The following is a 15,100-nucleotide window of genomic DNA, read 5'->3' on the forward strand; positions in this document are numbered from 1 at the left end:
TTTAAACCTAGCGACAGGAGGAACTGTATTGAATACACATCTGAGCGATGAAGTGCATGATGATGTCTACGTTTTTCCACTATCCTTTGCCCAGCAGAGACTATGGTTTATTCAACAGCTTGACCCGGATAGCTCCGCTTATCATATGAATTCGTTATGGAGACTAGAAGGGGAGCTTGACCTAGAGGTGCTCCAACGCAGTGTTCAAGAATTGGTCGATAGGCATGAATCGCTGAGGACGTTTTTTCGAGAAGAAGAAGGAACGGCTGTCCAATGTGTGGCGGAACGTCTACGTGTGTGTGTCGATGTTATTGAATTAGCTCATGCAGATGAGCAGGCTGCTGTGGAGTGGGTATCAAGAAGAGCGGCTGATGCTTACGAGATGTCGGAGGGTCCACTGTTCAGAGCGGTATTAATCCCGTTAGAGCGAAAGCCTAAGAAGTTCGTTTTCTCAATCATGATGCATCATATTATCTCTGATGGCTGGTCCATGAATGTACTCATGAATGAATTGAGGGCTCTTTACAGTGCGTTCCTTCATCATCAGCCTTCACCTCTCCCGGATCTACCCTTACAGTATGTGGATTATACGATGTGGCAACGTGAACTATTAGAAGGAACATTATTAGACACCCAGTTGGACTATTGGAAAAATAAACTCAGGGGAGCCGAAGTGCTTCAGCTTCCAACCGATGCACCTAAACTTCCTTTTCAGTCTGCCCGTGGCGGAAAACTGGAATTTACCGTTGATTCATCTCTGATTCAATCGTTAAGACAAATAGCTCAACAAGAAGGCGCAACGCTATATATGGCTATGTTAACAGCCTTTAAGCTACTACTCCAGCGGTATAGTGGGCAAGTTGATATTTCGGTGGGTACAGTGAATACGAATCGAAATCGAGAGGAACTCGAAGGGGTATTCGGCTTTTTTGCCAATACACTTGTTATTCGTTCGCTGCTTTCTGCGGACACCAGTTTCAGATCGCATTTGCGGCAGGTGAAGCAGAATACGATTGAGGCTTATGCCCATCAGGATGTTCCTTTTGAGAAAATAGTAGAGGCACTGCAGCCGGATCGTTCTATGACCGATAATGCGCTGTTTCAGGTTTTTTTCAGCATGGCATCCTTTGCCGAGGCATCGATCGATATGGCAGGTGTATCGATGGTTGAGCTTGAACCGGAGGTCGATACGGTCTCCTTTGACCTGACGTTAAGCCTGCAGGAGCAGGGCAATTGTGTAAAAGGTACTTTTTTATATCATGCTGATCTATTTAAAGAGGCGACCGTAGGTAGAATGGCTGATAGTTTTGGCGTGTTGTTACAGAGTATTGTTCATTCTCCTAATGAGGCAGTCGGTCATCTCCCTATACTATCTGAGCATGAATTGCATAAGCAGCTTGTGGAATGGAATGATACGGAGCGTGATGTGCCAGAGATCAGCATTCATGAGTTGTGGCAGCAAAAGGTGAACGAAACTCCGGATGCACTAGCCGTGACGTGTGGTGCAGTGCAACTAACCTATATTCAATTGAATCAGCAAGCCAATCAATTGGCGAGGTATATGCAGGAACGTGGTGTGCGTGAACATGATCTTGTAGGAATATGTCTCGACAAATCTGTTCAGATGGTTGTATCCATTCTGGCTGTTCTCAAAGCAGGTGCAGCTTATGTGCCTATAGATCCTAGTTACCCTCCAGAGCGATTGTCTTACATGCTTCAGGACGCTAGTCCACATACGATGGTGATCAACAGTGCTGGTCTGGAGCAGCTATCAATGGATTCAATGAACATCATTTGTCTGGACCGTGAGTACGAGCAGATTAGTCTGGAGTCTACCAAGGATATAGAATCTACGGTGGCTTCCGACAGCATGGCGTATGTGATCTATACCTCAGGTTCAACAGGGAAACCGAAGGGGGTAATGATTGCTCATCGGGGTGTTGTTAATCTAGCGCTCGACAATATCGAAACCTTCGCAGTGACACCTGCGGATCATGTTATGCAGTTTGCATCATTCAGCTTCGACGGATCGGTGTTCGAGACGATGACGGCTCTATTGTCTGGGGCAAGTCTTCATATCTATCAGCGCGGTGAAGATCTGGGGGCATTTTTGCAAAGACAGCATATTACATTCGGGGCATTCCCACCCTCTGTTCTTGCCACATTGGAGGAAGAAGAGGTTGCGAATCTACGTGTGATGATTGTAGCTGGGGAGAAGTGTCCCGCAGAGCTGATTGAAAAATATAACCAACATAACCGGATGTATAATTCATATGGTCCGTCTGAATCAACCGTAGCAGCCACGGTATATCAATACCGAGTGGAACAGCCGGATTCCATCGGACGACCGATTACCAATAGTCGTGTATATATATTGGATCAGTATCTCCAACCTGTACCTGTTGGTGTGCAGGGTGAGATCTACATCGCTGGTCGGGGACTAGCTCTTGGGTATCTGAATAAACCTGATTTAACCGCTGAACGTTTCGTAGAGTCCCGCCTTCATACGACTGAGCGGCTGTACAAGACCGGTGATCTGGGACGTTATTATATGGATGGAAGTATTCAATTCTTAGGAAGAACCGATTATCAGGTGAAAATTCGTGGATTTCGGATTGAACTCGGTGAGGTGGAAGCAACGCTCGCAGAGCATCCCTATGTGGATGAGGTGTTGGTGGATGCGCGAGCCAATCATCTGGGAGATCAGACATTGGTTGCTTACCTGGTGCTTAAAGAAAATTATGCGTGGGATTATGGACCGCTGGAGAAGTATGCACAGGAGCGATTACCTGTTCATATGGTGCCAAGCCATTGGGTGTTTGTTCCAGAATTCCCGCTCACGCCGAATAATAAAATTGACCGTAAAGCATTGGCCGACCCTGTATGGGAAGATGGAGCTACGATGGATACAGAGCTAACCCAAGAAGAGGCGCGGTTACGTGACTTATGGGTGGAGGTACTCGGGTCAGGCAACCCGATTGGGTCGAGTAGCAATTTCTTTAAGTTAGGTGGGCATTCGTTGAAAGCCATGCAGTTGATTAGCAAAATCAATAAATCGTATGGCGTGCAACTGGCAGTGAAGCAGCTGTTCATGTACCCAACATTGTCTCAATTGGCAGTCAGTATTCAGAAAGGGATCATCCACGAGACGAATCAGATTCGTGTTCCTTTGCAGGCAGGAAGAGGGGAGAAAACCCTCTTTGTGATCCACCCCCAAGGTGGGGATGTGCTTGGTTATCTGGATCTGGTACGTCAATTGGAGGATGATGTAACGGTCTATGGCTTACAGGCTCGAGGGTATAACTCGGAAGAGACACCTTTAACGACAATTGAAGATATGGCTCAAGCCTATCTGCAAGAAATGGATCAGGTTCAATCCCATGGACCATATCATATCTTAGGTTGGTCATTCGGCGGTTACATTGCAGTAGAGATCACCCGACTGCTGGAACAACGAGGAGATGAAGTGGCACTATTGGGTATCGTCGATGTCCCTGCTGAAGCGATAAAAGCAGGAGCAGACTCTCGATCCACCTCAGTTCCATCGCTCAGCATGTGTGCGGCAACACAACTTGGATTGACCATGGAAATGCTGGATGGCGAGGTCGAGGAACATGATCTGGCGCAGATCTATGCACTTGCCAAGAAGTGGAACAGGCTTCCGCCAGGTTTGACAATGGAGCAGATGACCCGCAATGCACGCATTATGGTTGTGAACCAGAGAGCGATTGAGAAGTATATATTGAAAGGTAAACTACGGACTGATATTCATCTATGGTATGCTTCGCAACCGACAGACACGCATCAAGTTATTCATCCCTCGGGGTGGCATGGTTTGAGTCTGGGCAAGGTGTATGCACAGGAATTGGCGTGTAATCATTTTACGATTGTAACCACTCCATATGTCCATGTTATCGCGGAAAGGTTGAATCATTTTGTTATGATGGTGCACTCGTGAGCATCAGGTAGATTAGGATACTCAGAATCCTGTAAGGTATCTTAGCTATTATTGAATACACTAGATAAATAGAGAATTTTGAGATAATAGATTCCTAGAACCTATGTAATCCATAGTTATCATTCAATTTCACTAAGTCACCTAAGTCACCTAAATAACCTAAATCACCTGAATTATCTCAATTAATCTCAATTACCAGAGATATTCATAGCCCCTTAGTATTTCCTACGGCGGTTGTGGGTATCTTTGTTTTTCTTTTTCGGTGACCTGTCTCTTGAAAATGCCTTGAACCTATTGATTAAATGAACCTGCTATAATACCATATCCATGAAGATTAACCTCCACCTAAATACACATGCTGATCTTATCAGAGATGCAGAAGCTCATGTGTGATTCAAAATTCCACTTGGTATAACAACCCCTTACTTTTTTGACAGGAAAGCTTACTTTTGTTTATGTCATGTGCGGCAATGGATCGTTACAATAGATTTTGTAAGCGATTTCATAAATGCAAAAGGGGAGGAATTTCATTCATGATGATCACGAAAAAGTGGGTAACCCTGTTCTGCCTGTCCCTGTTATTGTTCGCTACAGCCTGTTCTGGAGGGTCTTCCGGTACAACGGCTTCTTCTAATGAAGGAGGCAAAGGAGATACCTCAGGTAAGATTGAACTTCGTATGACCTGGTGGGGATCACAGACCAGACATGATCTAACAACCAAAGTGATCAAATTGTTTGAAGAGAAGCATCCGGGCATCACCATTAAACCTGAATATTCAGGCTGGGATGGTTATTTTGATAAGTTAACCACACAGGTAGCGGGTTCTAACGCCCCAGATATCGTACAGATGGATTACGCGTTTCTGACGGATTTTGCTCGGCGTGGTGCCTTGCTTGACCTGACTCCGTATGCAGATAGCCAAGAGCTACGGACTAAGGATCATGATCAGAGTATGATCACAGCCGGATCGATTGATGATAAATTGTACGCAATTACCTTAGGAGTCAACGCACCAGGTGTTATTTATGATGCTACCGTATTCCAGGAGTTAGGTATTGAAGAGCCTCAGGAGAGCTGGACATGGAAGGACTTTGAAGATATTGCGACTAAGATTGCTGCAGCCAAAGGGGATGGATTCTACGGTTCTGCAGATATTTCTGGAGCAACGAATATGTTTGAGGTATTTATCCGGCAAACGGGAAAAGGATTGTTTGACGGAGGCACAATCACAGCGACGAATGAGGAGTTACAACAGTGGTTTGAGATGTGGGCTGCCCTACGTGAGAGTGGAGGCGCAACTTCTGCGGAGGTGACGGCTTCCACAACGAATGCACTGGAGACAAGGCCGATTTCACTCGGAACAGCGGCAATGGATTTTGCATGGTCTAACCAATTGCTGACGTTCCAGCAGGTGAACAAAAATCAGGATCACAAGCTCGCCATCCAAGTACTTCCTCACGGCGAGAATGAAAAGCAAATCGGCGAATACCTGAAACCAGGTCAATTTCTCTCCGGTTATGCCAAAACGAAACATCCAAAGGAAGTCGCCATGTTCATTGACTTTATGGTAAATGACCCAGAGGCAACGGCAATTCTAGGCTCAGAACGTGGTGTGCCAGTTAACGCAAGCATTCGTGAGCAGATGCAGCCAACTTTGCCAGAAGCAGAACAAACTATTTTCCAATTCATTGATACCGTATCGAAGCATTCCAGTGAGATTGACCCGCCATACCCGCAAGGATTCGCTGAGGTGGACACAAGCTTCAAGAGCACAAGCGAGCAGATTGCCTTTGGCCAGGGCAGCATGCAGGATGTCATTGCCCAGTTTATCGAAGGTGCCAAAGCTACGCTTGGATCGAGTCAATAACGAGTGAAGCTGATCCAGACTTTCTAATTCTGCGGGGAGGTTGCGATAAGATGACTACATCACAGGTCAGTCAAGCTCGAATCGAGAATGTAGCCACCCGGCGAGTGAAACGAAGATACGCACATAACGGAGCTGCCCTTCTGTTTCTCGCCCCATGGCTTGTTGGATTGTTATTTCTGACCCTAGGTCCCATGCTGGTATCGTTGTATATTTCGTTTACCGATTATAGTATCCTGGCCGCCCCTTCCTGGGTCGGTCTGGACAACTACATTACGATGTTTACATCAGATAAGCTGTTTATCCAGTCGCTCAAGGTCACGTTTACGTATGTTGCCGTATCGGTACCGGTCAAGCTTATTTTCGCATTACTTGTCGCCATGCTGCTCAACAAAGGCATACGTGGACTCGGCATTTACCGAACAGTGTATTACATCCCGACGCTGCTTGGAGGCAGTGTGGCGATTGCCATGTTATGGCGCAAAATGCTAGGCGGCGATGGGTTGCTTAACGGTGTGCTTGCCATGTTGGGCATTAAAGCCCCAGATTGGGTTGCTAATCCGAAGTATGCACTATATTCAATCGTACTGTTATCCGTATGGCAGTTCGGTTCATCCATGATTATTTTCTTAGCAGGCTTGAAGCAGATTCCACCTGAGTATGATGAAGCTTCAGCAGTAGACGGTGCGGGGCCTTTACGGAGATTCTTCTATATAACACTGCCGATCCTATCACCTGTCATCTTCTTCAATCTTGTCATGCAACTCATCACATCCTTTCAGTCATTCACACAGGCCTTCGTTATTAGTAACGGTAGTGGAGGACCGGTGAATTCAACTTTAATGTACTCTCTGTACTTATACAAAAAAGGGTTCTCCTTTTTTCAAATGGGCTATGCCTCCGCAATGGCATGGGTATTGGTTGTTCTGATTGGGATATTTACATTGCTGGTATTCCGCAGCAGCAAGCTGTGGGTGCACTATGAGGATGGTGGGAAATCATGATCGGACAACGTAATTCCGTTACTTGGGTGGTTGCCAAACATGTGCTGATCTCAGGCATCGCTTTTGTTATGTTGTACCCCATCCTCTGGATGCTGGGCAGTTCGTTCAAGCCAGGACATATGATCTTTACGGAAACCTGGTTTTGGCCGAAGGAATGGAACTGGCAAAATTATATGACTGGATGGTCTGGAATCCAGGGCAATCCATTCTCGCGCTTTTTGACCAACTCCATCGTGCTGTCGCTGGGTGCTGTGCTCGGGAATGTGATCTCCTGCTCCATGGCAGCATATGCCTTTGCCCGGCTGAACTTTCGTTTCAAAGCGATCTGCTTCGGCTTGATGCTCATGACGATTATGTTGCCGCATCATGTCACGCTGATCCCACAATATATCCTTTTTAATCACCTAGAGTGGGTGAATACGTATCTACCTCTCGTTGTGCCCAAATGGCTGGCAACGGATGCGTTCTTCATTTTCCTCATGGTTCAGTTCTTTCGGGGGCTTCCCAAAGAACTGGATGAGGCGGCAACTATTGATGGATGTGGCCCAGTGAGAATATACACCAAAATCATTATTCCACTTGCGTTTCCAGCACTGGTTACCACGATGATATTTACATTCTTATGGACATGGGACGACTTCTTCAGTCAGTTGATCTATCTAAGTGATGTAAGTAAATACACGGTGCCGCTAGGTCTGCGTCTGTTCCTGGATTCCAGTTCCCAATCGGATTGGGGCCCGATGTTTGCCATGTCAGTGCTATCACTAGTGCCGTGTTTTATCGTATTTATCGTGTGCCAGAAGTACTTCGTGGAAGGAATCGCAACCTCCGGGCTTAAAGGGTAACTCCAAGACGAAAGAGTGATTCCATGAGGAAACGAGCATTATCCAGATGGTTTAACCAGAAGCTGCAACAAAGCAAGCTCTCCACGTTGATGGTGACTTGCTTTATTGCATTTAACCTGTTGCTGGTGTCTGTCATTGTGTGGTTGGCGTATCAATCCTTCTCCGCAGTCACGTTTACCGAGATTAGCAAGGCGCGGTTAGCGCTTCTTAATGAGAGCACCCGTCGAGGATTTGATTTTATAACAGGAGTGACGGGCACTGCATACTCACTTACCAGCAACAGAGAGCTGTCTGCTCTCTTGGAGACGTCTGGCAAAGGACGATTGACCCAAATTCATCAGCGTCGCGAAGTCTCCAAAATACTGGATCATACGGTTGTCGTTAGCGAGGGAATTACGTCGGTGGAGCTGTACACGGATGCATTTAACGGTGTGGCGATAACAACTGAGGATCGGATCTACCCAGTGAATACAATTGCTGATTCCGAATGGTTTGTGGCGCTGGAGCAAGCTGATGGAGCCTGGGTGCCGCTTAGGGAAAATGAGTCTGGCCACTCGCTGATCGGATATGCTCAGCGGATCTTTAACAGCCGTGGTAACACTGTAGCTTATGTTCTTATTCGGTTAAGTCGTGCCGATATTGTGCGCCGATTCGCAGATATGCCCATGGTGTTGGATGGCCAGGTACTGCTGGTCGATACCGCGGGTAACGTGATTATGCATATGGGTGATTCTGCACCTGAGGACCAGGCTTCTTCCACAGTATCTGCACAGAACGTTATACCGCTAGTCGACAGTGCCTGGATTCAAGAGCATGCCGAGCGTGGAGATGACGGATTCGAAGTTGTATCCGGGCAATCTGGTAGCGCGCAGCTTGTACTGTATTCCCGCCCAGCGATGCTTCAATGGCGTCTGGTACAGACCATCCCTGTTCATATGCTGTTATCTCCAGTTAGAGAGGCAGGGTGGAAAGTGCTTGCGATTGCAGTGACAGGTCTGCTGTGTTCAGCGATACTTGCATGTTTATTCGTGCGGCGAATAGTTCACCCGATTCGCCAATTGATCAAACGAATGCGGCAATTAGAGAAGGGTGACTTTGAGACCCGGGTACAGCTCTCATTTACGGAGGAATATGCTCATTTAGCATATGGTTTTAACCATATGGCATCCCAACTGACAACGCTGATGGAGCAGGTGAGGGAAGAGAGTCGTGCCAAACGGGCAGCACAGACAGGTTTACTTGAAGCACAGATCAAACCTCATTTTCTGTACAATACACTCGATATGATCCATTGGCGTGCACTTGATTATGAAGCGAAGGATATCAGTCGTATGATTGTACAGCTTAGCAAGCTACTGCGAATCGGACTGAGTGGGGGGCGGTTGTTTATTCACGTGCGAGATGAACTAGAACATGCCCGTTGTTATGTTAGCATTCAGTCAGAACGATTACCGTTCTCCATCGATTATCAGGAAAGGATCGACCCGCGGGTTAGAGGGTATTACATTCCGAAGATTATTTTGCAGCCCTTTATTGAGAATGCCGTGATCCACGGACATCCTAAGGAAGACATGCTGCGAATTCGAGTGCATATTCATGAAGAGACTGGAGAGGAAGGAACCCGAGTTCCATCAGGTATCGTAATTCGCATTTTAGATAATGGGCAAGGCTTGCCGGAAGGCTGGAGGATGGAAGATACGTCTGGAATAGGCGTACACAATGTACATCAGCGAATCCAGCTTTACTGCGGGGCGCATTACGGGGTTCGTATAGGTGCTGGTGAGCTCGGTGGAGTCGAAGTGATCATTACGTTGCCGCGCATCGAAACCGAAGAGCAGCTAAATCAGTGGTTGGGTGGTGAAAACAAATGAAGACGATCATGCTCGTAGACGATGACCCTCATATTATCAAAGCCTTAACAGAACACATTCATTGGTCTTCCCTCGGTCTTCGTATTGCCGGAACAGCTTCCAACGGGTTAGATGCGCTGGAACTATTTCATCGTCTGCATCCTGATCTAGTGATGACGGATGTGTATCTGCCTGGAATGACAGGGCTTGAGGTGACGCAAGCATTGCGAAAGGAACATCCTCATCTGCCGATTATCATTCTGAGTGGATACGACGAATTTGAGAATGCCCGAGCAGCTATGCGCTGGGGAGTGAATCACTTTTTGCTAAAGCCTGCAGAGGTAGAGGAGATTGAGTCTGTGCTGCGTGATGTATTGCTGGAGCAGGATGTACGGGAGCGGCATGAGCGGCTAGAGCGGACATACAAACAGGAGATAGGAAGAGTACTTCCCTATTTGCGCAAACACTTTCTGCATGAATTGTTAACGACGCGGTATCGAGCAGACGAGCTGCCAGATGAACGTATAAGTTATGTAGGGATTCGTAAGGGTTCCCCAGTACGCGCCATCAGCCTACAACTTAATCGACCTGGATTTCTAACGCGGATGAAAGAGCGCGATTGGCAGTTGCTACGCTATGGGGCAGCGGACATTATTCAGGAGACGGTTAAGGAGCAGGTTCCGCATATGCCTGACTGTCAGATCGAAATTGTGGACTATTCCGATCGCGTATTTGTGCTGCTGTTATTCGCCGAGAATGGCTACCTTGAACAGGTTCAATCCCTCGTGGAGCGGATGATCGATCAGATTTTCACATATCTCAAGTTAGAATTGAGTGCTGGGATTGGGAGTGTGAAGGGTCACCTGTGCGAGGTGATGGATTCTTATCTAGAGAGTAGGGAAGCGCTGGAAGCGGCAGAATTTCAGGGAGGCAGACGTGTCTATCGTTATCAATCGTCAGAGGGAGTAGAGTCTAGTGTGACAGATTATTCGCTTTTGCTGCGACAATGGAATGAAGCGTGGGTGGATATTCGGCCTGATCTGGCAGAAGAGGTATGTATGGCACCATATTCGTAGTATGCTGGATGGAGGGAGCTGTAATGGGATTCAGGATGTGCAGGTTGTGGCGGTGAGTCTGTTTGATACGCTGATTCATAGTTGGAATCGACATTATCCGATGCTGGCGCCTCCGCTCGCCATGAGTGATTTTTTGCAAGAAATTCAATCGAAGTATGCTCTGCAGAATCTGATAAGCTGGCTAGACGACATTATTCATAATTGGCTGGAGCAGACAAGGAAGGAGATGGGCGAGAAGAAGAGCAATAAACTCGTAGAACAGGTCAAGCGATACGTGGAATTGCATTACGCTGAAGAGATCAGCTTTGAAGCGATCGCTAAGGGTCTGTTTGTGCATCCTAAATATCTGAGCCAGTTATTTAAAAGGGTGAGTGGAGAAAACTTTGTGAGTTATCTGAACGGCTATCGTGTCCAGAAGGCAATGGAACTGTTGCAGTCGGGGAATTACATGGTATATGAAGTGAGTGAGATGACGGGATTCCGGAATGCGACATATTTTAGCCAGGTGTTCAAAATGCTCACAGGTAAGAGTCCATCAGAAGTCGGATAGCGTGTGCAAATGACGAATGTAAATATAGTGGAGAGGAAGGGTTATTTTTTATGATTCTTGAACAGCAGGTATTTAACGTAAAAGGAATGAACTATTCGATCAGATCGGCAGAGGAAAAAGATGCTGGTGAATTATCCTCACTTCGTGTGCAGATTGATGGCGAAACCGAGAATATGGATCGTGAGCAGGGTGAAGCGTACATTGATGAGGCAGAATTTGCGGGTATCATCCGAGTGGATGCACACAAGCCAAGAAACCTATTTCTCGTGGCTGTGGTACAAGATCGAATTGTAGGCTATGCGAGATGTGAGGGAGTGGACTTACAACGTTCTGCTCACAAGGTTGAATTCGGCGTATGTGTTGCGAGAGAATTCTGGGGGTACGGGATAGGGAAGAAGCTATTGGAGATATCTATTCATTGGGCAGATACGACGGGTATCGAGAAAATGGCGTTGAACGTGTTAGGTACAAACGATAAAGCAGTAGAACTTTATAAGAAAGTAGGTTTTGAAGTCGAAGGAATGATGAGGAGAGATCGATTGCATGCAGACGGGAAGTTCTATGACACTATTGTAATGGGTAGGTTTAGATCTCGAGCGTAAGAGTGAGTCTGCTAGAAATGAGAAGGTAACGGGATGTGTGTATTGGAAGTAAGAGAAAGTGAAGTCTAGTAGGGTCTATTATAGTAAGAGTAAAGTGTATTGAAGTAGAGTGGTCTAGTGGGGGGATGATTCGTTCGACCTGGTCTAGCTTAGTTCAGATTAATGTGAGAAAAGTGTGCTTCTTCTATTATTGTCTCTTTTACCTCTATAATGAGGATTATATGGTGAGTATGTAGTGATCATTAGGTAGAGATATATTAGTGGATTAAGTTAATAGGTTTTGTTACGAGGATTATATTAAAATAGAGATTGAGAATGTCATTGAAGGGTAATACGATAGAACACTCTTAAATAACTAGTAGGCGTATATCTATTAATATAGGCTGAACAAGAGATGTTTAGGTACATGTGATCTCGGATCTAGTTGAGAGCAAGCGAAGCGGAACTAGACTCAAAACTCAAAAGATAAATAAATTTAAAAAAAGAGTTGCATTAATTAAATCAGCATGGTATATTCTAATTCCAGCCAAGAAAACACGAGAAACACGGTGCGGCAAGCAAACAAAATAAGCTTCGAAAGAAACTTAAAAAAAGAGCTTGCAAAGTTGGTTCGGATGTGATAAGATATAAAAGTTGCTGACGAGAACGAATGTCGGCGCTGAAATAAGTTTGATCTTTGAAAACTGAACAACGAGTGAGTAACGATCTTGCTTGCAAGATCGACGCTGAGAAATTGGTACATGTCTTCGGACTGGATGATTTCGAAGCACAATTGAGATTTTTAATCTCGTCAGATTCAAAATGAGCTAATCGCTCTTTTCAATACTTTATTGGAGAGTTTGATCCTGGCTCAGGACGAACGCTGGCGGCATGCCTAATACATGCAAGTCGAGCGGACTTGAAGAGAAGCTTGCTTCTCTGATAGTTAGCGGCGGACGGGTGAGTAACACGTAGGCAACCTGCCCTCAAGCTTGGGACAACTACCGGAAACGGTAGCTAATACCGAATACTTGTTTTCTTCGCCTGAAGGAAACTGGAAAGATGGAGCAATCTATCACTTGAGGATGGGCCTGCGGCGCATTAGCTAGTTGGTGAGGTAACGGCTCACCAAGGCGACGATGCGTAGCCGACCTGAGAGGGTGATCGGCCACACTGGGACTGAGACACGGCCCAGACTCCTACGGGAGGCAGCAGTAGGGAATCTTCCGCAATGGGCGAAAGCCTGACGGAGCAATGCCGCGTGAGTGATGAAGGTTTTCGGATCGTAAAGCTCTGTTGCCAGGGAAGAACGCTCAGGAGAGTAACTGCTCCTGAGGTGACGGTACCTGAGAAGAAAGCCCCGGCTAACTACGTGCCAGCAGCCGCGGTAATACGTAGGGGGCAAGCGTTGTCCGGAATTATTGGGCGTAAAGCGCGCGCAGGCGGTCATTTAAGTCTGGTGTTTAATCCCGGGGCTCAACCCCGGATCGCACTGGAAACTGGGTGACTTGAGTGCAGAAGAGGAGAGTGGAATTCCACGTGTAGCGGTGAAATGCGTAGATATGTGGAGGAACACCAGTGGCGAAGGCGACTCTCTGGGCTGTAACTGACGCTGAGGCGCGAAAGCGTGGGGAGCAAACAGGATTAGATACCCTGGTAGTCCACGCCGTAAACGATGAGTGCTAGGTGTTAGGGGTTTCGATACCCTTGGTGCCGAAGTTAACACATTAAGCACTCCGCCTGGGGAGTACGGTCGCAAGACTGAAACTCAAAGGAATTGACGGGGACCCGCACAAGCAGTGGAGTATGTGGTTTAATTCGAAGCAACGCGAAGAACCTTACCAGGTCTTGACATCTGAATGACCGGTGCAGAGATGTACCTTTCCTTCGGGACATTCAAGACAGGTGGTGCATGGTTGTCGTCAGCTCGTGTCGTGAGATGTTGGGTTAAGTCCCGCAACGAGCGCAACCCTTATATTTAGTTGCCAGCATTTCGGATGGGCACTCTAGATAGACTGCCGGTGACAAACCGGAGGAAGGTGGGGATGACGTCAAATCATCATGCCCCTTATGACCTGGGCTACACACGTACTACAATGGCCGGTACAACGGGCTGCGAAACCGCGAGGTGGAGCCAATCCCAACAAAGCCGGTCTCAGTTCGGATTGCAGGCTGCAACTCGCCTGCATGAAGTCGGAATTGCTAGTAATCGCGGATCAGCATGCCGCGGTGAATACGTTCCCGGGTCTTGTACACACCGCCCGTCACACCACGAGAGTTTATAACACCCGAAGTCGGTGGGGTAACCGCAAGGAGCCAGCCGCCGAAGGTGGGATAGATGATTGGGGTGAAGTCGTAACAAGGTAGCCGTATCGGAAGGTGCGGCTGGATCACCTCCTTTCTATGGAGAATCGTTTCCCGAGTGGAAACATTCAAATATGCAGCTTAGCTGCAAACTACTCACTCGTTGCTCAGTTTTGAGAGCTCAAACTCTCAAACAGCTTGCTTTTGCATGGAGCTTGTTCTTTGAAAACTAGATATCGAAACGAACGAAAATGCGAATTAGAACATTCCTTTAAGCTGATCTTGTGTAAACAAGTGAAGTGTTTTATAAGGTAGACTGCTGGAGCGAGTGATCGAAATGGAACGACTTTTGGCTTTGCGCAAGCAAAACAAGGGAAGCGACAGCTCGAACACGAGCGAATGGTTAAGCTACTAAGAGCACACGGAGGATGCCTAGGCGCTAGGAGCCGATGAAGGACGTGGCGAACAACGAAACTGCCTCGGGGAGCTGTAAGCAAGCTTTGATCCGGGGGTGTCCGAATGGGGAAACCCAGCTGGGGTAATTTCCAGTTACTCTTGTCTGAATACATAGGGCAAGTAGAGGCATACCAGGGGAACTGAAACATCTAAGTACCTTGAGGAAGAGAAAACAATAGTGATTCCGTCAGTAGCGGCGAGCGAACGCGGAGAAGCCCAAACCAAAGAGCTTGCTCTTTGGGGTTGTGGGACGTCTCACATGGAGTTACAAAGGAACCGGTTAAACGAAGAGGTCTGGAAAGGCCCGCCAAAGAAGGTAAAAGCCCTGTAATTGAAAGTCTGTTCCCTCCGAGACGGATCCCGAGTAGTGCGGGGCACGTGAAACCCCGTATGAATCCGGCAGGACCATCTGCCAAGGCTAAATACTTCCTAGCGACCGATAGTGAAGCAGTACCGTGAGGGAAAGGTGAAAAGCACCCCGGAAGGGGAGTGAAATAGAACCTGAAACCGTGTGCTTACAAAAAGTCAGAGCCCGTTTTAGGGGTGATGGCGTGCCTTTTGTAGAATGAACCGGCGAGTTACGTTCCCGTGCAAGGTTAAGGTGAAGAGCC

The 15,100-nt window shown here is 47.1% G+C and carries 8 protein-coding genes and 2 rRNA genes (1 of these 10 running past the window's edge); all 10 read left to right on the plus strand.

Annotated elements, in window-relative coordinates; translation table 11 throughout:
- The first annotated feature begins 28 nt into the window (after positions 1-28).
- The gene (locus V6W81_RS01275; protein ID WP_338541316.1) at positions 29-3,958 is read left to right on the plus strand and encodes a non-ribosomal peptide synthetase; all 3,930 of its coding nucleotides are present in this window, start codon (positions 29-31) and stop codon (positions 3,956-3,958) included.
- A 533-nt stretch (positions 3,959-4,491) separates the two neighbouring features.
- Positions 4,492-5,826 carry an ABC transporter substrate-binding protein gene (locus tag V6W81_RS01280; RefSeq protein WP_338541317.1) on the plus strand — a complete coding sequence of 445 codons (1,335 nt, stop codon included), beginning with the start codon at positions 4,492-4,494 and terminating at the stop codon, positions 5,824-5,826.
- A 50-nt stretch (positions 5,827-5,876) separates the two neighbouring features.
- Positions 5,877-6,827 carry a carbohydrate ABC transporter permease gene (locus tag V6W81_RS01285; RefSeq protein ID WP_338541318.1) on the plus strand — a complete coding sequence of 317 codons (951 nt, stop codon included), beginning with the start codon at positions 5,877-5,879 and terminating at the stop codon, positions 6,825-6,827.
- Entirely contained in the window at positions 6,824-7,672 is an 849-nt protein-coding gene (locus V6W81_RS01290; RefSeq protein ID WP_145052136.1) for a carbohydrate ABC transporter permease, read from the plus strand. The genes V6W81_RS01285 and V6W81_RS01290 overlap by 4 nt, the downstream gene beginning before the upstream one ends.
- Before the next feature lie 23 nt (positions 7,673-7,695).
- Positions 7,696-9,543, plus strand: a complete 1,848-nt coding sequence (locus V6W81_RS01295) for a cache domain-containing sensor histidine kinase (protein ID WP_338541319.1) — start codon at positions 7,696-7,698, stop codon at positions 9,541-9,543.
- Positions 9,540-10,598, plus strand: a complete 1,059-nt coding sequence (locus V6W81_RS01300) for a response regulator (protein WP_338541320.1) — start codon at positions 9,540-9,542, stop codon at positions 10,596-10,598. The genes V6W81_RS01295 and V6W81_RS01300 overlap by 4 nt, the downstream gene beginning before the upstream one ends.
- 46 nt (positions 10,599-10,644) lie before the next feature.
- Positions 10,645-11,148 (plus strand): helix-turn-helix transcriptional regulator, encoded by a 504-nt coding sequence (locus tag V6W81_RS01305; protein ID WP_338541321.1) that lies wholly within the window; start codon positions 10,645-10,647, stop codon positions 11,146-11,148.
- A 50-nt stretch (positions 11,149-11,198) separates the two neighbouring features.
- Positions 11,199-11,750 (plus strand): GNAT family N-acetyltransferase, encoded by a 552-nt coding sequence (locus V6W81_RS01310; protein ID WP_338541322.1) that lies wholly within the window; start codon positions 11,199-11,201, stop codon positions 11,748-11,750.
- A gap of 827 nt (positions 11,751-12,577) precedes the next feature.
- A 16S ribosomal RNA gene (locus V6W81_RS01315) occupies positions 12,578-14,130 on the plus strand.
- A gap of 304 nt (positions 14,131-14,434) precedes the next feature.
- Positions 14,435-15,100, plus strand: a 23S ribosomal RNA gene (locus V6W81_RS01320); it runs 2,260 nt beyond the window's last position.
- Together the 16S and 23S rRNA genes form the textbook arrangement of a ribosomal RNA operon.

Source organism: Paenibacillus tundrae, from assembly GCF_036884255.1.
In the GTDB taxonomy this organism is placed as follows: domain Bacteria; phylum Bacillota; class Bacilli; order Paenibacillales; family Paenibacillaceae; genus Paenibacillus.